This window comes from Pseudomonadota bacterium (assembly GCA_018823285.1).
Classification (GTDB): domain Bacteria; phylum Desulfobacterota; class Desulfobulbia; order Desulfobulbales; family JAGXFP01; genus JAHJIQ01.
Genome location: JAHJIQ010000014.1, coordinates 88,018 through 112,675 on the forward strand (window position 1 = coordinate 88,018; position 24,658 = coordinate 112,675).

General features: G+C 55.2%; 24 protein-coding genes. 17 read left to right on the forward strand and 7 right to left on the reverse strand.

What is annotated here, in order from left to right:
* The first annotated feature begins 188 nt into the window (after window positions 1-188).
* Complete coding sequence (locus KKG35_04535; GenBank protein ID MBU1737386.1) at window positions 189-584, forward strand: TM2 domain-containing protein; 396 nt, start codon at window positions 189-191, stop codon at window positions 582-584.
* A gap of 116 nt (window positions 585-700) precedes the next feature.
* The gene (locus KKG35_04540) at window positions 701-1,243 is read left to right on the forward strand and encodes a YaeQ family protein (GenBank protein ID MBU1737387.1); all 543 of its coding nucleotides are present in this window, start codon (window positions 701-703) and stop codon (window positions 1,241-1,243) included.
* Window positions 1,244-1,359: 116 nt separating this feature from the next.
* On the opposite strand, the gene KKG35_04545 is transcribed toward KKG35_04540, so the two are convergent.
* Window positions 1,360-2,205: a rhomboid family intramembrane serine protease gene (locus KKG35_04545; protein MBU1737388.1), complete on the reverse strand. Its 846-nt coding sequence runs from the start codon at window positions 2,203-2,205 to the stop codon at window positions 1,360-1,362.
* A 187-nt stretch (window positions 2,206-2,392) separates the two neighbouring features.
* Here KKG35_04545 and KKG35_04550 point away from each other — a divergent pair, with 187 nt between their 5' ends.
* The 5 genes from KKG35_04550 (at window position 2,393) to KKG35_04570 (ending at window position 7,109) form a co-directional block, all read left to right on the forward strand.
* Window positions 2,393-2,992, forward strand: coding sequence for a hypothetical protein (locus KKG35_04550; protein ID MBU1737389.1), 600 nt, complete (start codon window positions 2,393-2,395; stop codon window positions 2,990-2,992).
* Window positions 2,993-3,057: 65 nt separating this feature from the next.
* Entirely contained in the window at window positions 3,058-3,576 is a 519-nt protein-coding gene (locus KKG35_04555; protein MBU1737390.1) for a nitroreductase family protein, read from the forward strand.
* 58 nt (window positions 3,577-3,634) lie between these two features.
* Window positions 3,635-4,804: an amidohydrolase family protein gene (locus KKG35_04560; GenBank protein MBU1737391.1), complete on the forward strand. Its 1,170-nt coding sequence runs from the start codon at window positions 3,635-3,637 to the stop codon at window positions 4,802-4,804.
* Window positions 4,798-6,429, forward strand: a complete 1,632-nt coding sequence (locus KKG35_04565) for an NAD(P)/FAD-dependent oxidoreductase (GenBank protein ID MBU1737392.1) — start codon at window positions 4,798-4,800, stop codon at window positions 6,427-6,429. The genes KKG35_04560 and KKG35_04565 overlap by 7 nt, the downstream gene beginning before the upstream one ends.
* 68 nt (window positions 6,430-6,497) lie before the next feature.
* Window positions 6,498-7,109, forward strand: coding sequence for a flavin reductase family protein (locus tag KKG35_04570; protein MBU1737393.1), 612 nt, complete (start codon window positions 6,498-6,500; stop codon window positions 7,107-7,109).
* A 10-nt stretch (window positions 7,110-7,119) separates the two neighbouring features.
* On the opposite strand, the gene KKG35_04575 is transcribed toward KKG35_04570, so the two are convergent.
* Window positions 7,120-7,527, reverse strand: coding sequence for a gamma-glutamylcyclotransferase (locus KKG35_04575; protein ID MBU1737394.1), 408 nt, complete (start codon window positions 7,525-7,527; stop codon window positions 7,120-7,122).
* Window positions 7,528-7,805: 278 nt separating this feature from the next.
* On the opposite strand from KKG35_04575, the gene KKG35_04580 reads away from it, so the two are divergent.
* Together KKG35_04580 and KKG35_04585 are read left to right on the forward strand one after the other, a co-directional pair.
* Complete coding sequence (locus KKG35_04580) at window positions 7,806-8,279, forward strand: membrane-binding protein (GenBank protein MBU1737395.1); 474 nt, start codon at window positions 7,806-7,808, stop codon at window positions 8,277-8,279.
* 28 nt (window positions 8,280-8,307) lie between these two features.
* Entirely contained in the window at window positions 8,308-8,493 is a 186-nt protein-coding gene (locus tag KKG35_04585) for a ferredoxin (protein ID MBU1737396.1), read from the forward strand.
* A gap of 83 nt (window positions 8,494-8,576) precedes the next feature.
* Here the strand turns inward: KKG35_04585 and KKG35_04590 are convergent, their stop codons facing one another.
* Both KKG35_04590 and KKG35_04595 read right to left on the reverse strand, forming a co-directional pair.
* Complete coding sequence (locus KKG35_04590; protein ID MBU1737397.1) at window positions 8,577-10,061, reverse strand: response regulator; 1,485 nt, start codon at window positions 10,059-10,061, stop codon at window positions 8,577-8,579.
* 12 nt (window positions 10,062-10,073) lie between these two features.
* On the reverse strand, window positions 10,074-12,038 hold the full coding sequence (locus KKG35_04595; protein ID MBU1737398.1) for a PAS domain S-box protein: 1,965 nt from the start codon (window positions 12,036-12,038) through the stop codon (window positions 10,074-10,076).
* Window positions 12,039-12,480: 442 nt separating this feature from the next.
* Here KKG35_04595 and KKG35_04600 point away from each other — a divergent pair, with 442 nt between their 5' ends.
* From KKG35_04600 to KKG35_04620, 5 genes are all read left to right on the forward strand, one after another.
* Complete coding sequence (locus KKG35_04600) at window positions 12,481-12,684, forward strand: hypothetical protein (protein MBU1737399.1); 204 nt, start codon at window positions 12,481-12,483, stop codon at window positions 12,682-12,684.
* 57 nt (window positions 12,685-12,741) lie between these two features.
* Window positions 12,742-12,945, forward strand: a complete 204-nt coding sequence (locus KKG35_04605; GenBank protein ID MBU1737400.1) for a hypothetical protein — start codon at window positions 12,742-12,744, stop codon at window positions 12,943-12,945.
* A gap of 454 nt (window positions 12,946-13,399) precedes the next feature.
* Window positions 13,400-14,317 carry an SPASM domain-containing protein gene (locus KKG35_04610; protein ID MBU1737401.1) on the forward strand — a complete coding sequence of 306 codons (918 nt, stop codon included), beginning with the start codon at window positions 13,400-13,402 and terminating at the stop codon, window positions 14,315-14,317.
* A gap of 102 nt (window positions 14,318-14,419) precedes the next feature.
* Complete coding sequence (locus KKG35_04615) at window positions 14,420-14,872, forward strand: YhcH/YjgK/YiaL family protein (GenBank protein ID MBU1737402.1); 453 nt, start codon at window positions 14,420-14,422, stop codon at window positions 14,870-14,872.
* 46 nt (window positions 14,873-14,918) lie between these two features.
* Entirely contained in the window at window positions 14,919-16,133 is a 1,215-nt protein-coding gene (locus KKG35_04620) for an NAD(P)/FAD-dependent oxidoreductase (protein MBU1737403.1), read from the forward strand.
* 116 nt (window positions 16,134-16,249) lie between these two features.
* Here the strand turns inward: KKG35_04620 and KKG35_04625 are convergent, their stop codons facing one another.
* The 3 genes from KKG35_04625 to KKG35_04635 form a co-directional block, all read right to left on the reverse strand.
* On the reverse strand, window positions 16,250-16,795 hold the full coding sequence (locus KKG35_04625) for a hypothetical protein (GenBank protein ID MBU1737404.1): 546 nt from the start codon (window positions 16,793-16,795) through the stop codon (window positions 16,250-16,252).
* Window positions 16,795-19,323 carry a hypothetical protein gene (locus tag KKG35_04630; protein ID MBU1737405.1) on the reverse strand — a complete coding sequence of 843 codons (2,529 nt, stop codon included), beginning with the start codon at window positions 19,321-19,323 and terminating at the stop codon, window positions 16,795-16,797. The genes KKG35_04625 and KKG35_04630 overlap by 1 nt, the downstream gene beginning before the upstream one ends.
* A gap of 255 nt (window positions 19,324-19,578) precedes the next feature.
* Complete coding sequence (locus KKG35_04635) at window positions 19,579-21,477, reverse strand: hypothetical protein (protein ID MBU1737406.1); 1,899 nt, start codon at window positions 21,475-21,477, stop codon at window positions 19,579-19,581.
* A gap of 433 nt (window positions 21,478-21,910) precedes the next feature.
* Between KKG35_04635 and KKG35_04640 the strand changes: the two genes are divergently transcribed.
* From KKG35_04640 to KKG35_04650, 3 genes are all read left to right on the forward strand, one after another.
* Entirely contained in the window at window positions 21,911-22,138 is a 228-nt protein-coding gene (locus KKG35_04640) for a VF530 family protein (GenBank protein MBU1737407.1), read from the forward strand.
* Window positions 22,135-22,332, forward strand: coding sequence for a YwbE family protein (locus KKG35_04645; protein MBU1737408.1), 198 nt, complete (start codon window positions 22,135-22,137; stop codon window positions 22,330-22,332). The genes KKG35_04640 and KKG35_04645 overlap by 4 nt, the downstream gene beginning before the upstream one ends.
* Window positions 22,333-22,442: 110 nt before the next feature.
* Window positions 22,443-24,632, forward strand: coding sequence for an HAD-IIB family hydrolase (locus tag KKG35_04650; GenBank protein MBU1737409.1), 2,190 nt, complete (start codon window positions 22,443-22,445; stop codon window positions 24,630-24,632).
* The last annotated feature ends 26 nt before the right edge of the window (window positions 24,633-24,658 follow it).

Sequence of the window (24,658 nt, forward strand, 5' to 3'; positions counted from 1 at the left end):
CGTGCACTGATTCTTTTCGCTGATTTCCGGTGGGTCGGGTGAAGCTGAGTTGAGCAGCTCGTCTGCTCGTACGAAACTTATACCCGAATGGGTGAAAGTTGGTTTATGTTGACTGACAACGATCAGAAAGGAACGGGACTTTTCAATTTCAAACGTTTTTGTACTGAAAGCTGCAAGCGGGGGATGTGATGAACACACACAGTCAGGTGATCGGCTATCTGCTCTGGATTTTCGGTTTTATGGGATCGCACCGTTTTTACTATGGTCGTCCGATCAGCGGCACCATTTATTTTTTTACCCTCGGAATCTTTTTCATCGGTTGGATTGTCGATCTGTTCCTGATCCCCGGTATGGACCGGGAGGCGGATATTGCCTACACCTCCGGCCCCATTGATTATAATGTTTCCTGGATCTTTCTCACCTTTCTCGGTTTTTTCGGCGTGCACCGCTTCTATCTCGGCAAGTGGGTTACCGGCCTTATCTATCTCTGCACCGGCGGTCTGTTTCTGGTCGGGATCATCTATGATTTCTGGACCCTCAATGAACAGATCAGCGAGATCAACAGGGAAAATCCCGAACCATAACAATCACCCTAAGTGTTGCTCTTGATTCAATTTTACCAGTTTGCCAATCAATCAGGATGCACTGAGTAACGTCTTTGGAATTGTCTGAAAAGTCTGAAAATTAAAGGGGGCTGAAAGTGGCGTTGAAACCGACGATTTTTAAATTAAAAATAACCCTGGCCGATACCGACCGGGATTATTATGACACCCTTAATTTAACTGTTGCGCAGCACCCCTCCGAATCACTTGAACGGATGATGGCCCGGGTTCTGGCGTTTTGTATTCATGCTGAAAAATATCCGGTGTTCACCAAAGGACTTTGCGCCGTGGAAGAACCTGATATCTGGGCCCGTACCCTGGATGACCGGATATCTTTATGGATCGATGTCGGGGAGCCCTCGGTTGACAGAATAAAAAAAGCGACCCGGCTTTCGCCGGTGGTGAAGGTGTATAGTTTTAATTCGAAATCGGATACCTGGTGGGATCAGGAACGGGATAAGTTTAAAGAGCTATCCGCCGGCGTTTTTCAATTTCCGTGGGGAAGTATCCGGGCCCTGGCCGCGCTGGTGAAGAATCGAACGATGGTCCTTTCCGCAACGATTACCGGTGATACGGCATACATTGGCGCCGAGCAGGGAGAATGTGAGGTCTCCTGGGTGGCATTGCAGGGTGGAGAATGAAATGCGGCAGGCGCGAGCCCATTTATCGGTTCCGGGTCCTGAAAGAAGAATGGCTCGGCAAACAGGAATCCAGGATCCTTCCCGGATTCCGGGCGGAACATCTTTGCATAGTATCGTCAGCGCAACAGCACAAGCGATAAACCATTTAAACCTGCCCAGGCCAGCACCAGAAGGGTTGCCACGCCGCAGGCAACTCCAAGGAGCCGGTGACCCGGGGTCTCCCGCTTCACTTCATGGTACCCCAGCAGGTACGCCAGCGCCGCCCCGGCAGCCATCCCGCCGCCGTGTCCCCAGTTGTTGATCCCTGGAACCAGAAAGCCGAAGACCATGATCATGATCGCCCAACTCCCGATCTGGCTGTAGACCGCCTGGCCGTAAGTGCCGCCCCTGCTCTTGCCGTAATAAAGCAGCGCTCCGATCAGACTGCATACTGCGGCCGAAGCGCCGATGGTAAAAGGGATGCCGGCCAGGAAAGAAACAAAGAACCCCAGAACGCCGCCGAGGGTGTAGATGGCAAACATCCGGTGGGTGCCGAATTCCCGGGCCACCAGGGGGCCGAGCTGGTGCAGGGCAATCATGTTGAAGATGATGTGCAGCAGGCCGCCATGCAGATAGTTTGCCGACAACAGGCTCCACCAGCGGTGCAGCTTGAGAATCGGCACGGTGCCCGTTGCCCCGAGGAGCAACAGGCTCCGATCGCCGGGGGAAAGAAAACTGAAAGGGCCGATATTGAAATTTGCTCGACCCGGGTTGAGCAGAATTGATAAAACAAACATCGTGATATTGGCATAGAGGACCATCCGGATCAGCTGATCCGGGTTGGACAGAGATGTGACGAGCCGGTTGTTTTTAAGCCATGATCCGGGGTTTCTGATCCCGCAGTAGGGACATTTTTCCTCACTGCGGCTGATCAGCTTGCGGCAGCCCGGACAGAGCATTGAATTTTTTTGTTGTACGTGCATTTACTTCCCCTGGTCGAGTTTAATGGTGCTTCAATAACGGAGCTGGGAAGGGTATCGTAACTGTTCCGGGCAAAGGCGGCAAGAGGTGGTTTTTCTTTTCCATTTCTTTCCCCCGGGGCTGACGAATTGTTTTCTAAATCGGGATTCTCGATTAGATTGCGATCATATTGAGCGGGGAGAAGCGAACATGAGCTATCATTATAAAAGTAATGTTGCCATAGGCCGATTGCCGCTGGTTCACATTGCCATCGGCCGCGACTCCGAGGGTGAAAAGGTGGTGCCGGTGGCGGTGCTGGCCGTCGGTGGTCATGCCTACGGGGTTATCGCCATCGGCTGGGTGGCCAATGGTCTCTTCACCTTTGCCTGGACCGGGATCGGTCTTGTCTTCGGCATCGGCCAGTTCATGGCGGGCGGATTGTCCATCGGCCAGTTCAGTTTCGGGATCTATTCTCTGGGCCAGTTTGCCGTGGGGGTGTTTCCTTTCGGCCAGTGGGCTCTGGGGTTTATGGGTTTCGGGGCAGGAGGCTGGGTCTATCGGCAATACAAATGGCTACCCGATTTCATCCTGAATCTGGACTGGCATCAGGCGCTGCTCCGGTTTGAACATCTGGCGCCCAAAGTGATGATCGTTGTTGTTTTTTCAATCGCCGGTTTGTTTCTGTTTTCGCTCCTGATTGCTCAACTTCGTGAGTCGATCGATTTTTTATCCGGGTGGCGGAAGAAGCGGCACAATGCTGATCAGGAAGAGGACAAAAAACCGGGATCAAAAAGGGTGAAAAATAAGTAACAAGTCTTTTGCCGCCCGGCGGGAAGTTTTTGAAGGAAAATAAGGTCTGCAAGGTGTGAATCGGAATGAATTCCAAACTGAAGTTTATTTTTTCCCGGCGCAGTATCCGAAAATACCAGGGCAGACCGGTCCCTGAAGAGATGGTCAACGATCTATTGGAAGCGGCCATGGCGGCGCCGTCGGCGGTCGCGAAAGACCCCTGGCATTTTATCGTCGTGCAAAACCGGGAGACCCTTGATTCGATCGCCGACGTTCTGCCGCACGGCAAGATGCTGCGTGAGGCCCCGTTGGCCTTGATCGTCTGCGGCGATATCAACCTGGCCAACCTGCAGCAGGAATCTTACCTGCTGCAGGATCTGAGCGCTGCCGTGGAAAATATTCTGCTTGGCGCCAATGCCTTGGGGCTCGGCACCTGCTGGCTCGGGATTCACCCGAGGGCGGACCGTCTGGCGGGCATCAGGCAGCTCTTCGAGCTTCCCGACCATATAATCCCGATGTGCGGCATCGCCGTCGGTTGGCCGGCGGAGCAGCCGCAGGCGAGGACCAGATACCGAAAGGAACGGGTGCACCGTGAGAAATGGTGACCCGGTCCGGAGTGGCGGGAGGAATGACTGAACCTGCGGGATTCGGAAACAATTATTGATGGGCGAAACACGATTCATAGTGGCGGGAAGTTTTATCGACGGCAACGGCGGTGAGGTGAGGAAGAATGTCTTTCTGGCAGTGAAGGACTCCCTGATCACCGCCATCGGGAGAGCCTCGGACCTTCCCGGAAGCGACCCGGCGGCAATCGACGATTTCTCCCATTGCATCATCCTGCCGCCGCTGGTCGATTGCAGTGTTTCGCTCGCGCGGTCGCCCTCAATTGACCGGAGGGTGCGGTTGTCTGTCGAAGAGGGCGGCCTGACGAAAATGGCGGTCATGGTGGAGCAGCACATTCACGACTGCCACACTCACGGAGTGCTTGGCGTGGCCGACAGTGATGGTCCGGCCGATCTTCCGGTCCGCGATCGAAAGGAGTCGGTGCAGGGGGGCGGGATTAACATTCGCACTTCCGGCGTCGATTTCCTGAGGATCGACTATTCCGGCAGTATTGACGATCAGGAAGGTCCTACCCCCCGGCTGACCCGGGAAGGCCTCTCCGGTCTTCTGCAGCATAGAGACGGGCAAATGGCGGTGGTGGTGGCCAATGGTCGGCAGCAGGTGGCCGAGGCACTTGCCGCCGGGTGCGATGCCATCGAACAGGGATATGGAATGGGCGAGGGCAATCTCAGGGAAATGGCGGAGCGGCAGGTGTTGTGGATTCCGGAAGTCCTGCGGGCGAGAAACAGCCTGGATGGTTCGGCCTCCGGCGGGGAGGTGGGTTGTCGCTTCTCCCTGCGCTATGTGGCGCCTGGCAAACCGAATCCCGGGGCGGAGAAATATTGGAAAAAGATCCTTGCCGAACAGCTTGCGCAACTCGCCCTGGCCAGAAAACTTGGGGTGACAACGGCAGTGGGCACCGGCGCCGGCAGTGTCGGCATCCTTCATGGCGAGTCGATGGTCGAGGAGATGAAACTGTTCCTCAAGGCCGGGTTTTCACTGGCAGAGACTATCCGCTCTGCCTCGGAAAACGGGGCAAAATTTTTCGCGATGGACAATCTCGGGGCGCTTGCGGTCGGGAGGAAGGCAACCTTCCTGATTGCCAGGGGCACCGCCAAACAGCTGCCGAGAAAACTCGCCTATCTGGAAGGGATCTATGTCGACGGCATCCCCAGCAGCATCTATCGGAAAAATCCGGTCAAAATGATTCGGGATACCATACCATGCTGAGACTGACCGATCTTAAACTTCCCCTCGGCCACAGTGCGGACGCGCTTCGTCCGGCGATCTGCGCCCGGCTTGGCCTGCAGGACGATGACCTTCTGAGTTACACGATCTTCCGGCGCGGGGTGGACGCCCGCAGGTCTCACGCCATCATGTTCATCTATACCATCGATCTTGAGGTGGCCGATGAGGGCGGGGTTCTGGAGCGCTGCAAAAATGATTCCCATCTCCGGACCGCGCCGGATACAACATATAAATTTGTCGCCCGGGCGCCGGAAGAGCCGCTCGCCTCGCGGCCGGTCATCATCGGCATGGGCCCTGCCGGTCTTTTTGCCGGGTTGATCCTCGCCCAGTCGGGCTTCCGGCCGATCCTGCTGGAACGCGGCAAGGCCGTGCGGGAACGCACCGGCGACACCTTCGGTTTGTGGCGCAAAGGCGTTCTCGACCCGGAATCAAACGTCCAGTTCGGCGAGGGCGGGGCGGGCACCTTCTCCGACGGCAAGCTGCATACCCAGATCAAGGATCCAAAGCATTACGGACGCAAGGTCCTGACGGAATTTGTCAACGCCGGAGCGACCCCGGAAATTCTCTATGTCAGCAAGCCCCATATCGGCACCTACCGGCTGGTCGGCATCGTTGAAAAGATGCGGGCCACCATCCAGGCCCTGGGGGGTGAGATCCGCTTCCGGAGCCGGGTTGATGATCTTGAGATCGAGGACGGCCAGGTGCGCGGGGTGGTGCTGGCCGACGGGGAAAAAATCGCCACGAGTCATCTGATTGCCGCCATCGGCCACAGCGCCCGTGACACCTTTGAAATGCTGCTTCGGCGCGGCGTCTATATGGAAGCGAAGCCTTTTTCCGTAGGATTGCGGATCGAACATCCCCAGGCGTTGATCGACCGGAGCCGGCATGGGAATAACGCCGGCAACCCGCTCCTTGGCGCGGCCGACTATAAACTGGTCCATCATGCAAGTAATGGCCGGTCGGTGTACAGCTTCTGCATGTGCCCGGGCGGTACCGTGGTTGCCGCTACCTCCGAGCCGGGGCGAGTGGTGACCAACGGCATGAGCCAGTACGCCCGCAAGGAACAGAACGCCAACAGCGGAATCGTGGTCGGCATTTCTCCGGACGATTATCCCGGCGGGCCTCTGGCCGGGATGGAGTTTCAGCGGTTCTGGGAGTCGCGGGCCTTTATTCTGGGCGGCGGCAACTATCAGGCGCCTGCGCAGCTGGTCGGCGATTTTCTCGCCGGTCGCCCTTCCACCGCCCTTGGTTCGGTGAAGCCCTCCTATACTCCCGGGGTGCAGCTCACTGATCTGAGCGATGCCCTGCCGGATTACGTGATCACCGCCATCCGCGAGGCCCTTCCCGCTTTCGCCCGCCAGATCAAAGGGTTCGACCTGGCAGATGCGGTGCTGACCGGGGTGGAAACCCGCACTTCCTCGCCGGTCCGGATCAGGCGAAACGATGGCGACCTGCAGAGCGTCAACACCGGCGGATTATATCCAACCGGTGAAGGCGCTGGCTATGCCGGCGGCATTCTCTCCTCGGCCGTTGACGGCATCAAGGTTGCCGAGGCGGTGGCCCTGAGCCTGCTGGCCGATGCGGGGATCAGCGCTGATCCTGAGTGATCTCGGAACTTGTTCTTCAGGACCCGACCAAAGATGAGGACTTCAGAAGGAGATGAGTTGTGGGGAAAATTGAATATTTTGATAAGCAGTCGTGGAAACCGGGCAATGTGCTGTCTCCGGTGCCGGTGGTCCTGGTGACCTGCGGCGGCAGCGGATCCTTTGCGCCGAATATCATCACCATCGCCTGGACCGGCAGCGTCTGCACCGATCCGCCGATGCTCTCCGTTTCAATCAGGCCCGAACGCCATTCCTATGAAATCATTAAATCGACCGGCGAATTTGTCGTCAATGTGCCGACCCGGCATCAGGCAAAGATTACGGACTGGTGCGGGATGGTTTCGGGCCGCAACGTCGACAAGTTCTCCGAATCAGGCCTCACACCGGCACCCGCGCTTCAGGTGCAATGCCCGATCATTCTGGAGTGCCCGATCAATATCGAATGCCGGACCAGGGAAGTCTTGCCGCTGGGCTCCCATACCCTGTTTGTGGCCGAGGTCGTCGGGGTGCAGATCACTGCGGCGCTGCTCGATGCCAAGGGAAGGTTCCAGCTGGAAAAGGCGGGTTTGCTGGCCTATGGTCTCGGCCGGTATTTCGCCCTCGGTCCGGTGATCGATCACTTCGGTTTTTCGATCCGGAAGAAGAAACGCAAGAAAGAGGGGAGGGGCGGAAACAACCGATGAACTTCGTCGATCAGCGAAATCCCCGGGATTCATTTGCGAAGATTTCTTTTCCCCCTGATTGCAGAAAATCCTCAAAACTCCATGCTGAATTTTCCAGCAGATGGCGGAACTCCGGGCGGCACAGGTAGGTTTCGGCCGGTTCTGCGATGTTGTTGCAATCCTGAACAGTGACTGATACCCGCCGGTACATCTTCCCTTCGAAACGATCGAGGAACATCCAGGCGGATTCAGGCAGGTCAAGGTAGAGCACTCCGGTCACCCGACTTTTCGTGTTTTCGACGAGCGCCGGGTACACTTCGTTCCGGACCGGATGGCGGCTGTACCCGTTGAGAGTCGCCGGTTTCCGGCACGGCCGACAGCCGCTGACCTCGACCAGGGTGTCGAAATCCATCAGAGTGCCGTAGGCAAAAAGATTCATGGTCCGTAGGACTGTGGGGTGGTTGATGTGAAGTCAGTCAAGGTGTCCTGGCCTTCTTGTTTAAGTGGCTGAAATTGTTTGCATTTGTTTTTATTTCCTGTGGCACACACAGTTTCGCGGTGGAGAAAAAAACAGGAACAGTAGCTGTTTTTTACCAGGAAGTTAATGTAATATCAAACCGTTGATGATTACCTCGGTGCAGTGCTGGTTTTGCGACGGCTTCTCTGGATAAATTTTTTAAAGACATGACACCTTGATCCACTCTGAAGGGATGGGATATGTCGGCAGATAACAAGGGTAAACAATCTGGATACGGGTCGCTGGAATTTCCCGATGGCGGCAGGTACGATGGCGATCTCCTGAATGGTAAACCATCCGGGTATGGGACGAGGATATATCCCGATGGCAGTAAATACGATGGTGATTTCAAGGATGGGAAACTGTCGGGATACGGCTCTCTGGTCTATGCCGACGGCAGCCGATATGAGGGGGATTTCAAAAACGGCAAATATGACGGCACCGGCACGATGACATACAAAAATGGGATCAGCTATGTCGGTGAATTCAAGACCGGCTGGTATTTCGGCAGGGGCACCCTGACGTATCCGGACGGCAGTGCATATGTCGGTGATTTCAAGAATGGCAGATATGACGGGTCGGGGACACTGACCTATCCTGACGGCAAAAAATGTACCGGTCTGTTTGTGGATGGAAGGTTTGAAGGTTCAACTTTCGACCTGGGAGATATCTAACCGGGCACCTGTATTCTGGAGAAGACTGATGAAATCACCGGAGGTTGACTATGGGCTCTGTATCGGCTGCGGGTTCTGTGCCGAGCAGTGCCCGGAAGTTTTTGAGTTGAGGGATGAAAAGGCCTGGGTTATCGATGGCGGCAGTTGTGATTCCTGCGACTGTGAAGAAGTTATCTCCACTTGCCCCGTTCACGCTATCAGTTGGGAAGACTAGCGTGCCCACAAGAGCCATCTTGAGACTCCGGATTTGGACCGGTCTCAGAGTACGCTGTTGAGCCTCTCCTGTACATCAAACCCTCAAAGCTGGGATATTTTTTTCTGGACCCGGGACTGAAAGTCATCCATGACCCTGTCGACCAGGTCAAGGTTCAGGCTGGACTCCATGATGACCATCAGATGGAAGCGGATCTCTTCTGTCGGAGCGGAGCGGCGTATGATAACGGACCTTCCTTCAAAAGTGAACAGGGTTTCCTTTAATTTCTCAAAGCTGATTTTGGTTGAGGTTTTCCGGATTTTTCGGAAGAGCTTGTTGAAGTTTTCAGCGAGCATCTCCAGATCAAGGTTCTGGTCGGTGGAGGTGTGGGTGAGCAATTGACCGGTAGGGGAGAGAACCCCTGCGGCAACAAATTCCTGGATATTGCTGAGACCGGTGAGCAGATCTTTCAGACCGGCGTGGATCGTCTGGTTCTTTCTTTTCTCATAGTTGGCGGCTTCCTCGGCTCTTTTTCGTGCCGCCTCCTCCTCTTCGATTTTTTTTCTCGCCTCTTCCTCTTCCGCCGCTTTTTTTCTGGCAGCTTCGGCTTCTTCCTCGGCTTTTATTCTTGCCGCCTCTTCCTCTGCCGCTTTTCTTCTGGCCGCCGCCTCCTCTTCGGCCTTCTTGCGGGCTGCGGCCTCTTCCTCGGCTTTCTTCCGTGCGGCATCTTCTTCCTCGGCTTTTTTTCTCGCTTCTTCCTCTGCCGCCGCTTTTTTTCGCGCCGCCTCTTCTTCTTCGGCTTTCCTTCGCGCCTCCTCCTCCGCTTCAACCTTTCTTCTGGCCGCTTCCTCTGCCGCCGCCTTTTTCCTCGCGGCCTCCTGACGGGCCGCTTTCTGCCTGCTGGTTTCAACCTGGGCGAAGAATTCCTTGACCAGGGTGATTCCGGGCCGGGAAATGGTTGCCGAAACGTCTTTCGGAAGAGCACCGGCGGTGATCACACCTTTACCGAAATCGAGAATTGCAAACAGGGCCTCCTCCCCTACCATCTGTTCGCAGGTGGCGTGGATGACCTCGCCATCTTTGAAATAAACGGCGCCCTGCTGGTTTCTTTTGTTTATCTGCAGGGTGGTGGTGGAACCCGCCATGCATTTCAGCTGGATGATATCTGTCAGGTTGATCCCGGCCTGGGAAAGGTCGACGGTGGTTTTCCTGGCGAAAATCCTGATGACCAGTTGCTTGAGGTGATTGATGTCAAAGGGCTTTTCGACATAGAACAGGTTCTCCCCGAGGGCGCCTTCCTTTTTGTGACTGGCGACGGGCAGCGTGGTCATCACGATCACGGCAACCGCCGGGAATTTCTTCTTCACTTCAATGAAGAGATCCTGGCCGGCGGACTCGAGCATCGTGATATCCATGATCAGCAGATGGATCGTTTCGCCCGACAGCTTGTCCAGAGCTTCCCGGCCGTCGGCGGCGGTGAGTACTTTGGCGGCTATTTCCTTATCGGAAAGGGCCTGGGCAAGCGACCAGGTGATATCCTCCTGTTCGTCGACCACCAGGATATTTTTACGCGGCATGTTGTTGACCATGATGACATCCTCTCAGCGGGCGGCGGTTTCGGCCTTGATAAACAGGGTGAACGTTGAGCCTTCGCCGGCTGTTGATTGAAAATAGATATTCGATTCATGTTCCTTCAGGATACGCCAGACCAGGGAGAGGCCAAGTCCGGAATGGTGGCTCTTGTCGGTGACAAAGGGGTCGAAGAGCTTTTCCTGCATCTCTTTGCCAATGCCGCAGCCCGAGTCTCTGATGCTTACGACCAGGTAGGGAGAGTCGTCGTTCAGTCCTTTGTAAAGTGACAGATCATATCGATCACTCGGTTTGTTGACGAATTCGGAAGTTACTTCCACGTAGCTGTTGTCTTCAACCGCTTCAATGGCGTTCAGGAACAGATTGACAAAAACCTGTTGCAGCTGCTCCGGGTCGGCGCGCAGGGTGGAGGGCTCGGCGCGGAGTTTTTCGTGGAGGGAGAGCCCTCTCTTGCCGCCCCTGGACTCGGCTATCTGCCAGGCTTCCCGGAGAATATCGTTGAGTACGGTCTGTTGCTTGTTGGGCATCAGAGGTCTGGCATAGGAGAAAAATTCATTCAGCAGCAGGTCAAGACGGTCGACCTGTTTGAGAATCCGCGCAATGTACTCCCGGTTCTCGTCACCGGCTGACAGCCGGTTGTCAAGGATCTGGGAGATTGACTTGATCCCGGCCAACGGATTCTTTATCTCCTGGGCAACCGCTGCCGCGATATCGGCGATGGCCCCGAAGCGGTTCAACTTGTCGAGTTTTGCTCCCATTTTTTTTTGTTCGGTCACATCGGAAAATACGACCACCCGGCCCTTCAGCTTGCCATCGTTGGTGTAGATCGGGGAGGTGGTGACCTCCAGATCGATTTTCTCGTCCTGGAGAGTGGTCACGTTCAATTCGTGACCGGCGACGGCGGTGTCGCGGTCCTTCAGCAGAGGATCTGCTCCTGGTCCGAATATTTCCGGCAGGGTTTTGCCGGCGGGGTCTTCTTCGTGGAGGGCGAGGAGCAGTTTCCTGGCGGCGGGGTTTGCCTGGGTGATCCAGCCCCCGTTATCAATCACCAGCAGACCGCTGTTCAGGCTTTCCAGGACGGAATCGGAAAAAGAACGCTCGGTGCCGAGATCGTTCAAGGATTCATTCAGGTTGGCGATCAGTTCCGCCTGGTCGATTTTCAGTTTTTCACGTTCAATGGTGTCGGCTATGACATCTGCGATGCTGTTCAGGTTCTCATAGGCAAAGGAATTTCGCAGCTTTTCCTTGAGCGCCAGAGCGATGACTACCGTCTGGGAGTTGCTTTCAAGGACCGCATGATACGACTCATTCCCCTGGGCGATGAAACTGCAGAGGGCCTCGATTTTTTCACTGGTATTGGCAAGAGAAAAGACATCGTCGGCATCCTTCTGGAAAAAAGTGCGGATCTCTCCAGGGTCCAGACCGATAAAGGCTTTCAGTTCGAGGCGGGAAAGATTGTTTTCGGTGTTCATGATCACGGCCCGGGGGAGGGCCTTGATGTCGGGCAGGGCAATGGTCAGCTGCAGGACGTGCTTCAGGGTGTTTTCCAGTATTTCAACGCTGCGGCAGATGTGCAGCACTTTTTTCAGGGTGGTCTCTGTGGCATAGGCCTGTTTGATCTGCGCTTCCCTTTTTTTCTGGGGGGTGATGTCGTTCACGAAAACCAGATACCGGTTTTCTTCCGAAGCGGCGGGGTCGCAGGTGAGCCACAGGTCGAGATAGCAGATTCGGCCGTCTTTGGCGCGGGCTCTGCCGCTGGTGTTGAATGAGTTGGTCGGGGTGCACTTCTCCAGAAGATCGTGGTCTTTGATCTCGAGGGCGGCCAGGAATTTCGGGAATTCCTGCCCCTCCACATCCGCACTGGTCAACGCAAAAATCTTTTCAGCAACCGGGTTCAGACGAGTAATCGTGCCATTCCCGCCAACGATGATCATTCCGTTCGGTGAGGTTTTGAATGCTGCCTGGTTCGTTTCCATAATGCTCAATTCTGTCAAGGGTAAGGTGGCTTTTAGTTATGCGTCGCGTAAGGTCAGCCGGCAGTTGTTAAGGTCTGCTCTCTATCAATGATTGGCAATGCACTCTCCACAATAACTGTAAATAGCTGTTTTTAACAACTAAAATGGTGATTTTTACGTGAACGTGAGTGTTGACGTTACAAAAATCCGGTCAAATTTCGCCAACAAATACATTGATTGAAAAAAATACGCTGTGGAACGGCGTCTTCCTGTTGTCTTCCGCATTGCCGTGCCAGAATGACAAAAATGCATGTCATGATGACAGGCTTTCTTGCTTTGAAATTGTCTATCTGTCTGTAATTTCGTGATTGTGGTTTGTTGGCATGGATATGGCAATAGTATCCGGACAAAGGAAAGCAAACAGGTTAAAACCTTACATCAAAAATAGAGAAGGGGAAAAACAATGAACGCAATCAACAGAACAACCACTCAGGCTCAGGCAAATGTCAACACCTTGGACGCCGCTTCCAGAATAACCGTAACCCTCATGGGCTCCGCTTCCGCACTGATCGGCCTCTGGGCAGTCGCCTGTTTCGCCGCTGCACTGATCGGCAACGGCCCCCTCGGCCTGATCAAGGCTTACTTCTCAGCCGTGACCGGGATCTGATCTGAGCGCTGAAGACATAAACTGACGAAAAGAATTTCAAATAGAAGGAGAAATGCCATGACCGCTACCAGAACAAACACCATCACCAGAGTTGAAACCGGAACCGCAGTTGACGGCTTGACCCTTGCCACCATGATCACCATGGCTGTCTCTTCAGGGTTGATCGGCCTCTGGGCCATCGGTTGCCTGGTCGCCGCTTTTGTTACCAATGGCGCAGGCAGTGTCGTCATGGGTTTCGTAAACGCCCTCACCGGGATATAAAACGGAAGTTTGAAAAATCGGGCGCCGGGAAGATGATCCCGGCGCTGAAGAGGCGCAGGCGGAGTTATTTCCCCTGCGCTTTTTTTTGTCCGCGAAAGTGTTCGGTTGAAACCGGGAAGGATTTTCAGAAATTCGGGAGGATACGCGGGTTTCCGTTTGACTCTTTAGCGACGTGGAGGTATGGAGGTTGAGATGAGGAAATGTACGTTGATTTTTGCCCCAGGCTGTGTGGCATGAACATGCATAGCGAAACGCATTCCCCGCAGCTCGAAGTCTCACGCTGTTCGCTATCTGCTGCGGGGTTAGTGAGCGAATCTGATGTAAGTAACCTTCCATACGGAGATTCCCCGTGGCTCGAAGTCGCACTCCGTTTGCTGATCTGCCGCGGGGAGCTTCAATTCAGAAGGGTCTGCTGAAACACTGCGGAGTCATAGGTCGGAGAAGGTATCGCCCGGTGAAAAAATTTAAAAAAATTTACATTGAGATCACCAACCGCTGCAATCTCTCCTGCAGCTTCTGCCATCATGGCAGCCGCCGGAAAAGTTTCATGGCGCTTGCCGCCTTTGAGGAGATTCTGCAAAAAATTAACGGCTATACCGAATATATTTCCCTGCATGTTCTCGGTGAGGCGCTGGTCCATCCACACCTTGAAAATATTCTGGCTTTGAGCCGGGAATATGGCCTGCAGGTCAATCTCTCGACCAACGGGCTGTTGCTGGTCCAAAACCAGGCGATGCTTCTCCGGCAGCCCGCCCTCCGGCAGATCAATATTTCCCTGCACAGTATTGTCGAGAGGGGGGAGGAGTCCTCTCCGGATGGTTATCTGGACGGGATTTTCGATTTTATTGCAGCGGTCACCACCACACCTCTGCTCATCAATCTGCGGATGTGGAACCATCCGAATGAAAGTGATTCGGAACCCGGGGATGCCAGCCGCCTGATCTTCAGACGGCTGGAAGAGCATTTCAAACCGGAGTCACCCATTTCCGCGGAATTGCCTTCCGGGCGCGGCCTGCAACTGGCGCCGCGGGTGTTTCTGAGTCGTGAGCGCCGCTTTGTCTGGCCCCACTCTCCGGCGCCGGAATTGGGAGCCCATGGCTACTGCAGGGGGTTGCGGGACCATGTCGCCATTCTGGTCGACGGGACGGTGGTGCCGTGCTGCCTGGATGCCGAAGGCGATGTTCCGCTCGGGAATATCTTTCAGACGACCATGGCGGAAATTCTCCAAGGCTCGCGTGCCGTGTTGCTCCGGGAAGGATTTGCCCGGCATCGGCTTCTCGATCCACTGTGCCGCCGCTGTACCTACCGGCTGCGGTTTACCTCCCGGAGTCCGCTGCAACCGGTTCCGGGCGTGCTGAAACGAGCGATATGAACCGGACAGTTGTTCCGGGCAACAATTTTTATAGTCTCAGGTTGAGCAGCTCGTCTGCTCGTACAAAACTGATACCCGCATGGGTGAAAGGAGTGAAAGACCATGATCCTCGATGTCCCTGGGAATGGTGGCCGTTATCTGACCATGAAACGTGGCTTTGCCGAGGCCTTTGATTTTTTAAACCGTCCCGATCTGCGGGAACTGGAGATTGGCCGTCATGAAATTGCCGGTGACCGGGTCTATGCGATGGTTGCCATTGTCCCCGGCCGTGAACGGGAGGGGGCAATGCTTGAAGCGCATAACCGCTACATCGATATCCAGATGGTTCTGTCGGGAACCGATGAGATGGGCTGGAAGGCGCGCTCTGCCTGCACCTCTCCGGTCGGCCGCTATGACCGGCTGACCGACGAGCAGCTTTATGCCGACGAGCCGGTCAGCTGGATCCCGGTCCGGAACGGTTCCTTTGTGATTTTCTTTCCTGAAGACGCCCACCTGCCGTTGATCTCCGCCGGAGAAATTCACAAGGTCGTGGTCAAGATCGCGGTGGACAAGTGATGAAGACGGCCCCGGTCAAGGTGGCGACGTCGCCCGGAGATGGACGATGGATGTTGCGGTAATCGGCGGCGGCGCCGCCGGCTTTTTCGCGGCGCTCGCGGTCAAGGAAAATTACCCGCAGGCGAAGGTCGTCATCTTTGAAAAGTCGGAGAACATTCTCGCCAAGGTCAGGATCTCGGGCGGCGGCAGATGCAACGTCACCAATGGCTGCACTGAAATCAGGGAATTGTTGGCGGCCTATCCCAGGGGCGGCAGGGTACTGAAAAAGGCTTTCCGGGTTTTCAACACCGCTCACGCCATGCGCTGGTTTGAGACGAGGGGGGTTCCCCTGGTGCTTCAGGATGACAACTGCGTATTCCCCGCCTCCCAGGATTCGCAGAGTATTATCGACTGCTTTCTGCACCAGGCGAAAAAGCATCAGGTTGCAATCAGAACGGGGTGCGGGGTAAAGGCGGTCAGACCGGTCGGTGATGGTCTGCAGCTTGTTTTCAGCGGCGCTGCGGTCCCGGCGAGAACCTTTGCCAAAGTCATTGTCACCACCGGCGGCTCACCGCAGAGAAAGGGGCTTACCTGGCTGGAGGAACTTGGCCACAAAATCGAAGAACCGGTGCCCTCCCTGTTCACCTTCAGCATGCCCGGGGAATCGGTTACCGCGCTGCAGGGGATTGTGGTGGCGGATACTATTGTCTGTATTCCCGGGACAAAGCTGAAGGGTGAGGGGCCGCTGCTGATCACCCATTGGGGGATGAGTGGCCCGGCGATTCTGAAGCTCTCTTCGTTCGGCGCGCGACTTCTCCATGCGAAAGAGTATCATTTCCCGCTCCAGGTCAACTGGGCGGCTGAGCGGAACAATGACCAGGTCCTCAATACCCTGAACGGGATCGTGGCTGACCATGGCAATAAACTGCTGACCAACTTCAGGCCGTATTCCCTGCCGGACCGGTTGTGGCGGTATCTCCTCGAGAAAAGCGGCCTGCCGCAGGACAAAAAATGGTGTGAACTCGGCAGAAAAGGGCTGAACAAACTGCTCAACCTTCTCACCGGAGATGAATATCCGGTGCAGGGCAAATCGACCTTCAGGGAGGAGTTTGTCACCTGCGGCGGGATCAGCCTCGACAGTATCGACGGTGAAACCATGCAGAGCAAGGTCTGTAAAAACCTTTACTTTGCCGGAGAAATTCTGGATATCGACGGCATCACCGGCGGCTATAATTTCCAGGCCGCCTGGACCACCGCCTTTATCGCCGGAAAATTGCAGTGATCAATTCTTGACATGTTGAAGGGCAAACCCCTCCGACGATGATCCTTCGACAAGCTCAGGATGAGCGGGGGGTGGGGGTGAAATTGAGTGGGATCTTTGTTTCGGCCGGGAAGGTTTTAGAAAAACCAGAGGTAAAGTGCCATGGCGCCTACGGCAATGCCAAGAAAGCTGCCGATGAGCACTGCGGAGAGGGGACTTTTCGGAAAATAAAGGCCTGGTCGAGATGTGCCGGGGTTGTCAGAAGTCACCGCTTCGGCAAGGGCGTTAATGTCTTTTCGCAGCCAGACGGCAAGCTCGGCCCGGATGATCAGGGTCTGTTGCCCCGCCTCTTCCCAGTTGATATCTCCGGTGACAAGCTTTTCAAGATCGTCCAGTTGCCCCCGGAGGGTCTGTCTGACCTTCTCCATCTGCCCGGGGCTCAGGTTTTCGCAGGGCACCCCGGCCAGCAGCAGGGTTTCCGAGCCTTTCCGCACCGCTCCGTTGGGGAGGTGTTGCGTCACCTGATGGTTGACGGCGATAAAATCGTTGCCCCGGCCCAGGGCGGCCCGTTGGAAATAGGCCTCCACCTCACTTGACTGGAGATCTGTTCCCGGCGGAATGATAAAGCGATGCCCGTAAGGACCGCCCCTCGGGGTTTCGGCTATCAGAAAAGGGTTGCTCATCAATTCCCCCACGCCGGGAGCACAGTTTCTTCAGGCAGGCCGGAAAGCGTAAAGGTAATTGCCCGGTCGGCGGAATCCTTGCTGTCCAGTTTCAGACGCAGACCGTGAAGCGTCCCGACCGTGCCCTGCCAGTTGACTTCGCCGGTATCGGTGCCTGTCCACCAGGAAGAGCATGATACTTTTGCGTAGACCCTGGCAATGTCGGACAATTTTGCCCGGAACTGGGTGCTGCCCATCTGCGAAGAAACATCACCCTTTGGCGGGCTGAAACCTGTTTTTTCAATAATGGTCTTGCCGTTGAAGGTGACGAGAAGATCGCTCTTCCCACAGCTCCCGCCCCAGCTGATGTTATCGAGAACGAGTTTGAGGGAAAGCGGATTGGCGAGCCTGGTCAGATGCTGCTGATAGCTGGTGACCGGCCGCTCCATTTTTTTCAGCGGACCATATTTCAGGTACTGGTTGATGTGCTCCAGGTCCTTGTATTTCACCACCTGATCGTAGAGGTCCCGGTCTTCGGCGAGGTCCACCACGCCGTGCAGATTTTGCAGCTCTTTGATCCGGGGGGCGTCGAGCTGCTCGATCAGTTCCTGGTTGTCGAGGGCCAGCTGGATAATCTTCCGGGCCTGTCCCCAGAGCTTCTTTCGGGATAGGGTGTTGACTCGTCTGGTGAATTCGCCGAGCGCCCTGTTCCGGAAATCGGCAGCAAGCTTCTCCGTCTCATCCCCGGCCACGGCCAGAACAAGCATCTGATTTAACAGTTCAGCCGCCGGCCCGATATCGCCTTCACGCATGGCTTCGAGATACTGCTCCTGGTATGTGAGCCATTTCTCTTTTCCTTTGTCTTTGGCGAATTTGATTTTTTCATTCACGATCCGGCCCAGAATTTCTTTCTGCTGGGCATACAGATCCGGAGAGACAGCATCGGGAAAAGGCAGAGAGAGCAGCTGCAGGTAGAGGTCCTTCAGTTCTTCTTCGCTCAGGGTATCCTTGAGCTGGGCCGATTCGAAAACTGTGGCGATATTTGTTATGTGGAGCTGATTCTCAAGATATTTTTTGGTTTGCTCCGCTTCCGATACAATGAAGTTGGCCTGATCGACATGAATCCCATTTTCGCCGAACTGCTCCAGGTATCTTCTCGCAAGCTCCACCCGAAGCAGGGCGTCGGTTGACTCTTCAACCGGTCGCCACTGCATCTCCTCGCGTCGCTCCCGGAATGATCGGAGAGTTGCCATCGCCTCGTCACTATCCATGACCAGAAGGCGTGAAAGGATGTGACGGTAAAATGGCGCCCGATAGTATGAGGCGAGCCAGGTCTCGTCTTCTTTCAGTTTCTGGTGAGTGGCCTGGGGGTCGCTCTTGGCGGAGAGGATGGAGCGGTATCTGAAATTGTCGGCGATTCCTTCGCCAACCGAAAAAACCACGCAGGCAATGGCCAGAAAACAGAGGGCGTTGGCGCCAATGGTCAGCAGATACCGTTTGAGGGCATTCTCGACAATGGTTTTCTCGGTTGATTTATCCGGAAAACGTCTGGCAAGGGTCCGTCCCTCGCGGATCAGGGGAATTGAAAAAATGACGCTCGCGTTTTTCAGGAAACACCAACCGGATTTTTTTGCGACCCGCTCCCTGAAATTCGTGATGTCGATATTGTCACGGCGTTGGGCCGCCCAGATGAATCCGTCTTCAAGGCCGAATGACTGCAGGGGGGACACCGATCTCGGCCGTTCAATGATTGTGTTGTCCGCACCACTGGCAAGTTCATGTTCGCCGAAGGCGCTGACCGGAAAAACCTGAAAGTTTTCTTTGGTCACGGAATATTTGAGGGCATCGACCAGCCCCTTGTGGGGCGGTTCCGGTTTTTTTTCCAGAAACTTTTGCAGTTCCAGATATTCATTTTCCGGGGTGGTATAGCGAAGAGAACTCCGCCGGTCCCATTTGTTGATCAGAAGGGCCAGGGGAATATCAAGGGTCGGCCCTTCCCTGTTTTCGTTTTTCAGAATGGCGAAGGCCTGCTCGAGTTTCAAAAGTTCTGCTGAGAGCGGCTGGCTATGGTCATCCTCCGGGCGGGAGACTTCGGCCAACACCAGGATGCCGTCCATCGCGCTCAGGTGTTCACGGAGCCGTTTGGCCATTTCGTCATTGCTGATGGCCGGGTCGATAAGCTCGCCGGAATAATCAATCAGCTCTACCGGGTAGGTCCGGTGGCTGGGGGTGGTGAAATGGTAGAGATAACGCAAAGGTTCCGCACGGTTTGGGTTCGGGGGAGGGAGTTCGCCACTGGAAAGGCGGTCAATGGCTTTTTCAAGCCACATCTTTCCCAGATGAAAAGCGGATGCCCGGTCTTTGATATCCCAGGTTTCCGGGGCCCCATCCGGTTTGGCCATGCCGACCGGTTCAAGGATCCAGGTGCTGGTATATTCACTGGGATGGGCAACGCATTTCATCGCCAGGGCGGCCAGGATGCAGGTCTTCCCGGAGGCGGCCCTGCCGTAAACCGCAAAACGGTATGCTTTCTGATGCTTGCTTACCATGTTTCACCGGCGGCGGATTCTGCCGCATGAAAGGTGCGGGCGGTGTGGTTTGTTATCTCTTTGTTGTGGCGCATTATTGTCCGCATCTCGGCTGGAGTGAAGTTCCTGTCAAGTATACCACAATCCGTGACCAAGACGAAGGATTAGCTTGACCGAATGCCCGGAGTCGCCAGTTTCAGTGGTGACTTTTTTATCCTCTTTTTACCCGGCGCCGGGAAGGATCATGGGGCGGAATTTCTCGTCAGGGCCTGGTTTTCAGTTGACGGGCGATCTGTTGCGGAACATGCCGCTTGCCTGCATGAGCCACCAGGTGGAAACGTTTTGCCGCCAGGCCCGCAGATCATCGCGGTCGGTCCGGGGCGGCGGGTCGCCGGTTGATTCCTGCAGCCGGTCAATGGCCGGGGCGAGGCTCAATGAGGTGAAGGTATCTGCCGATGCAGCGAGGTATCTGTTCACCTCTTTGCCCGGGAAATCATTGCCGGGTTTGATCACGAGACGGCCGTCACCGCGCAGCATGATCTGCCCGTCAATAAGATTCAGGGTCTCCAGGGAGTCCGGGCTGGCGGCGCTGTAACCGAGCATGAAGCGGATGGCTTTGGTGCTGTCGACAACGGTCGTGGCGGAAACCGTCTCCCGATAGGACTCCTGCATTCCGGTCAGCATCCCGGTCACCCCGAAGGGGATCAGCTCCCGGTCGTTGAGCCGGGAGACGAGCGCTTTGCCAAGCTGTTGTTCTGCAACCTCGATGCTTGATTTTTTCAGCTCGGGGGTGAGATGGTCGGTTTGTTCCTCTTCGGAAACGGTTTTGCCGACATTGACCACCGCGACCCCGATTTTCAGGATCGGGAATAATAGGGATACCGGGTCGGCAATGCTGTTGAACCATTCGCTGGAGGTAGGGTTACGTCCCTGGAACAGTTTTTTGGGTACTTCCCAGAGGGTGTAGTAAAACGGCGTCCAGATTGTCAGGATGCCGGGCGGCGGCCCGACTTCGGCCTGCAGGCCATCGTCACTCATGGCGCTGTAGCGCCGGAGAAGATCATGATAGTTGTTGCCGGCCTCGAACAATGCCTTGAAAGCGGCGGTTTTTATCGAGGTTGCTACAGGGCGCAGGGCCAACTCATGAAACAATGGCTCGTCACGGAATTTTATCAGCGCCTGGATCGTCTGTTCATCACCCTGGAGCAAAGACTGAATCACGGTTTCGTGCAGCTCTTGAGGGTACGGTGATCTTCCCAGTTCCGGGTAGCCGTAGAGCAGGTCGATGGGCAGAGGGCCGCGAAGACGCAGAAGTTCTTCTCCTTCAGGCAGGGCGAGGAGGTCCCAGATTCTCGGATCATCAAGATAGATGTCAAACATGTTGTGGTTGTCCGCCGCGACCCTGACCAGCCTGGGCCAGATTGTGGCACGGAAGGAAACGCGGAAGGACTCATTGTTCCGCAGGCGGAGACGTATTTCCGGCCCGTATCTCAGGACCATATTGAGCAGGGAAGCCAGTTCGGCATCCGATTTGTCCATCTTGACGAGAAGAATTTCCCGCAGCCACTGTTCGTATTCGAACCCGCTCTCATCGGAATGGTCGAAAAAAAAGAGCGTTTCGCTGCCAACCAGGCCTCGCCGGTAGAGTCTTTCGATCAGATCCAGATTGTTTTGCAGGGCGGCGGTGAGCAGAAAATTGCCGGTCGGAGTAGCATGGAGGACGTAAAGATTGACGAGAAAATCGTAATCAGCTCCCGCCGACTCAAACAGGCGGAGCAGGAGGTCGGGTTTTTCGGCAATTGCGAACAGCGGAGCGCTTTCCGGGTGTTCTGCCAGAAACGGCATAAGATTCGGGAAATTGCCGAGATCGGTCAGCAGCGAGATTTGCTTGCTGTATGCCGACGGATCCGCCTGATGGAGGGTGGCAAACCAGTCACCATTCAGGCTGAGAAGGCTTTTTACCGCTTCCGGGGACCAGCCGTGCTGGATAAATTTTTTGCGAATCTCAAGGGAGAAGGAAATCCTGTCGAAACGGACTCCGTCACCGGGGGGTGGTGATATGGATTCACGGACATCAGGTATCGTCCGGTGTTTGAGGGAATAAATCACCGCCCCACCGATCACAAGAACCGTGAGCAAAGTCACCAGAAATGTTTTAAGTATCAGGCGCCACATGTCTTTGACTGCATCCTTGATTTCTCAGGATTTTATCCGATCAACCGGCCGAGCCTTTTCTAAAGTAATGACCACAACTTTCCGGGTTTGGCTAATCTCCCGATCATCAAGGGGGGGTCGGGGATTTGTGAGTGCATGTGTTCCACAAGGAGCCGGAAGCCAGGAGCCGGAAGCCAGGAGAAAAGCTCAACGTAAGCTTTTCACCCTGCGGGTATAAGTCTCGATGTCTCGCATGCTCGCTTATCGGTACGAGCAGGCAAGCTGCTCAACTCAGCTTTTCACCCTGCGGGTATAAGTTTCGTACGAGCAGGCAAGCTGCTCAACTCAGCTTTATCAGTTATTGAGAATTTGTGAAAAGATTTTATGCTTACCCGTCAGCATTTTCATTCAAACAGGAGGGTGTTGGTTCATGCGTGAGTAACAGGAAAATGATCTGCTCCACGGCGTGACCCTGGAGGAGATCGTCAATTATCTGGTCCGCATCTATGGCTGGGAAAAGCTGGGGCAATGGATCAGAATTCGTTGCTTTACAACAAACCCGACGGTGGGTTCCAGCCTGAAACTCCTGCGCAAGACTCCCTGGGCCAGGGCAAAAGTTGAGGCTCTGTACGTCACCACCAGAAAGAACAAACTAGAACGAGAGCGGAAGGCTTCATTGTGAACGCCATCAAGCGGCAGGATATCAAAATCGGCCAGCGGGTTTTCATTGTCCGGAAGGAAGACCAGCGTTCAGGCAGACTCACCGAAGGAATTGTCAGAGACATTCTGACTCAATCCCCGAGTCATCCCTATGGCATCAAGGTCCGGCTGGAAAGCGGCGCGGTCGGGCGGGTAAAATCAATAGAAAGGTTGTGAGCGGAGTTTGCATCCTTTTTTTACTCGGGAATTTGAAACATTGCGGCAAATCGGGTTAGAATTGATCCACAAGAAAATCGGATGGCATAATTAATTAGAGATGGGTGAAAATGGACGACGATGGATTATATCTACAGCTTTTCAGTATTCATGGCCTGATTCGCGGGACTTCGCCCGAGCTGGGGCGCGATGCCGATACCGGCGGGCAGGTCAAATATGTCCTGGAGCTTGCCAGAGCCCTCGCTGATCGTGATGATGTGGCCCGGGTCGACCTTGTGACCCGCCTGATCGACGACAAGTCGGTAGCCGGAGACTACAGCCAGGTGATCGAACCCCTTTCCGACAAGGCGCGTCTGGTGCGGATCGGTTGCGGCGGCCGCCATTATATCCGCAAGGAACTGCTCTGGCCCCATCTTCAGGAGTTTGTCGACAACACCATCCGCTTTATCCAGGGCGAGAACAGGGTGCCGGATCTGTTTCACGGCCATTATGCCGATGGCGGTCTGGTGGCCATGGAGCTCGCCGCCGCCTTTGACGCACCCTTCATCTTCACCGGTCATTCCATGGGCCGGAACAAGATGGCCAAGCTGCTGGCCGACGGCATGAGTCATGCCGATATCGTCAAGCAGTATCATATGGATACCCGGATCCAGGTCGAAGAGGAGATTATTCTTCATTCCGACCAGATCATCACCTCGACCCAGCAGGAGATCGAGAAGCAGTACGGTCTCTATGATAATTTTGCCGAGGGGCGCTACGAGGTGATTCCGCCCGGCATCGATATGACCACCTTCTACCCCTATTACGATTCCCAGCTTGATAACGGTCTGATGAGCGAAGAGGTCAAGCAGACCAGGGTGACTCTGCTCGCCGAACTCGGGAGGTTCTGGGCCCATCCCGGAAAGCCCTTTATCCTGGTGCTCTGCCGACCCGACCACCGCAAGAACATCACCGGCCTGATCGAGGCGTATGGCCGTAACAGGGATCTCCAGGCGGTGGCCAACCTTGCCGTCTTTGCCGGTATCCGCCAGAATATCACGACCATGGAGGAAAATGAAAAGGGGGTCCTCACCGACATGCTGCTGCAGATGGACCGTTTTAACCTCTACGGGAAAATGGCCATCCCCAAAAAGCATGATTTTTCCACCGAGGTCCCGGAACTCTATCGTCTTTGTGCCGAAAACAGGGGCGTTTTCGTCAATCCGGCCCTGGTGGAACCTTTCGGACTCACCCTGATCGAGGCCTCGGCCTGCGGCCTGCCCATTGTCGCCACCGATGACGGCGGCCCGGTGGACATCGTCGAGAACTGCGAAAATGGCATTCTGGTCAATGCCAGAGACCCGGAGGAGATCGGCCGGGCCATCCAGACCATCCTGGTCGATCCCGAACGATGGAACACCTTTTCAAACAACGGCATCAACGGCGTACTCAGCCATTATTCCTGGCAGTCCCATTGTCAGAAGACCATTGATCAGCTCCATAAGATCTTTCCAGATTTTAATGCTTCGGTAAGCAGGGAGGAAACCTCCTTGCCGGTTGCGGCCCGCAAGCCCCCCTCTTTCGGCAAGCGCCTTACCGGCCTCAATCACCTTTTTATCACCGATATTGACAACACCCTGATCGGTGATGATGAAAGCCTGCACCGGCTTCTCGATCTGCTTGAGGAAAATCGCGACCGCATGGCCTGGGGGGTTGCCACCGGCCGCAGTATCGGCCTGGCCCTGGACGCGATGACGCAGTACGATATCCCGATTCCCGATGTCCTGATTTGTTCGGTGGGTACTGAAATCTATTACGGCCCCGATCTCCGGCTGGACAAGGGGTGGCAGCAGCATATCGCCTACCGCTGGCAACCGGAAAGGATCAAGGAGGTGCTGGGAGCGGTGAAGTTTCTCACCTTTCAGGAGGCCGAGGGGCAACGCAGTCACAAGATCAGCTATTACATGGCCGATGACTATGACTATCTGGCCTGGGTCCATCACATGCTGGACGAAGCGAAGCTCCACTGTGAGATAATCTATTCCCACAGCCAGTTTCTTGATGTTTTGCCGCTCCGTGCCTCCAAGGGCAAGGCGATCGACTATGTGATCGACAAGTTCGGATTTCCACCCCGTCATGTCATGGTCTCCGGGGATTCAGGCAATGACGAGGACATGCTCCTCGGCCGGACCCGCGGCCTGGTGGTGGGGAATTATGCCGAGGAGCTTGAGAAGCTGAAGGGTAAACCCCGCCTCTACTTCAGCAAAGAACCCTTTGCCGCCGGGATCATTGACGGTCTCCACCATTTCGGCATGGTTTAAAAATCAACTTTCTGACGTGTCTTAAG

Coding starts and splice junctions, on each gene's coding strand:
- KKG35_04630 (MBU1737405.1), bottom strand. CDS start 19,323: ATGGTAAGCAAGCATCAGAAAGCATACCGTTTTGCGGTTTACGGCAGG.
- KKG35_04620 (MBU1737403.1), top strand. CDS start 14,919: ATGGATGTTGCGGTAATCGGCGGCGGCGCCGCCGGCTTTTTCGCGGCG.
- KKG35_04565 (MBU1737392.1), top strand. CDS start 4,798: ATGCTGAGACTGACCGATCTTAAACTTCCCCTCGGCCACAGTGCGGAC.
- KKG35_04535 (MBU1737386.1), top strand. CDS start 189: ATGAACACACACAGTCAGGTGATCGGCTATCTGCTCTGGATTTTCGGT.
- KKG35_04600 (MBU1737399.1), top strand. CDS start 12,481: ATGAACGCAATCAACAGAACAACCACTCAGGCTCAGGCAAATGTCAAC.
- KKG35_04605 (MBU1737400.1), top strand. CDS start 12,742: ATGACCGCTACCAGAACAAACACCATCACCAGAGTTGAAACCGGAACC.
- KKG35_04615 (MBU1737402.1), top strand. CDS start 14,420: ATGATCCTCGATGTCCCTGGGAATGGTGGCCGTTATCTGACCATGAAA.
- KKG35_04595 (MBU1737398.1), bottom strand. CDS start 12,038: ATGGAAACGAACCAGGCAGCATTCAAAACCTCACCGAACGGAATGATC.
- KKG35_04585 (MBU1737396.1), top strand. CDS start 8,308: ATGAAATCACCGGAGGTTGACTATGGGCTCTGTATCGGCTGCGGGTTC.
- KKG35_04650 (MBU1737409.1), top strand. CDS start 22,443: ATGGACGACGATGGATTATATCTACAGCTTTTCAGTATTCATGGCCTG.
- KKG35_04560 (MBU1737391.1), top strand. CDS start 3,635: ATGGGCGAAACACGATTCATAGTGGCGGGAAGTTTTATCGACGGCAAC.
- KKG35_04625 (MBU1737404.1), bottom strand. CDS start 16,795: ATGAGCAACCCTTTTCTGATAGCCGAAACCCCGAGGGGCGGTCCTTAC.
- KKG35_04580 (MBU1737395.1), top strand. CDS start 7,806: ATGTCGGCAGATAACAAGGGTAAACAATCTGGATACGGGTCGCTGGAA.
- KKG35_04545 (MBU1737388.1), bottom strand. CDS start 2,205: ATGCACGTACAACAAAAAAATTCAATGCTCTGTCCGGGCTGCCGCAAG.
- KKG35_04635 (MBU1737406.1), bottom strand. CDS start 21,477: ATGTGGCGCCTGATACTTAAAACATTTCTGGTGACTTTGCTCACGGTT.
- KKG35_04590 (MBU1737397.1), bottom strand. CDS start 10,061: ATGGTCAACAACATGCCGCGTAAAAATATCCTGGTGGTCGACGAACAG.
- KKG35_04550 (MBU1737389.1), top strand. CDS start 2,393: ATGAGCTATCATTATAAAAGTAATGTTGCCATAGGCCGATTGCCGCTG.
- KKG35_04555 (MBU1737390.1), top strand. CDS start 3,058: ATGAATTCCAAACTGAAGTTTATTTTTTCCCGGCGCAGTATCCGAAAA.
- KKG35_04575 (MBU1737394.1), bottom strand. CDS start 7,527: ATGAATCTTTTTGCCTACGGCACTCTGATGGATTTCGACACCCTGGTC.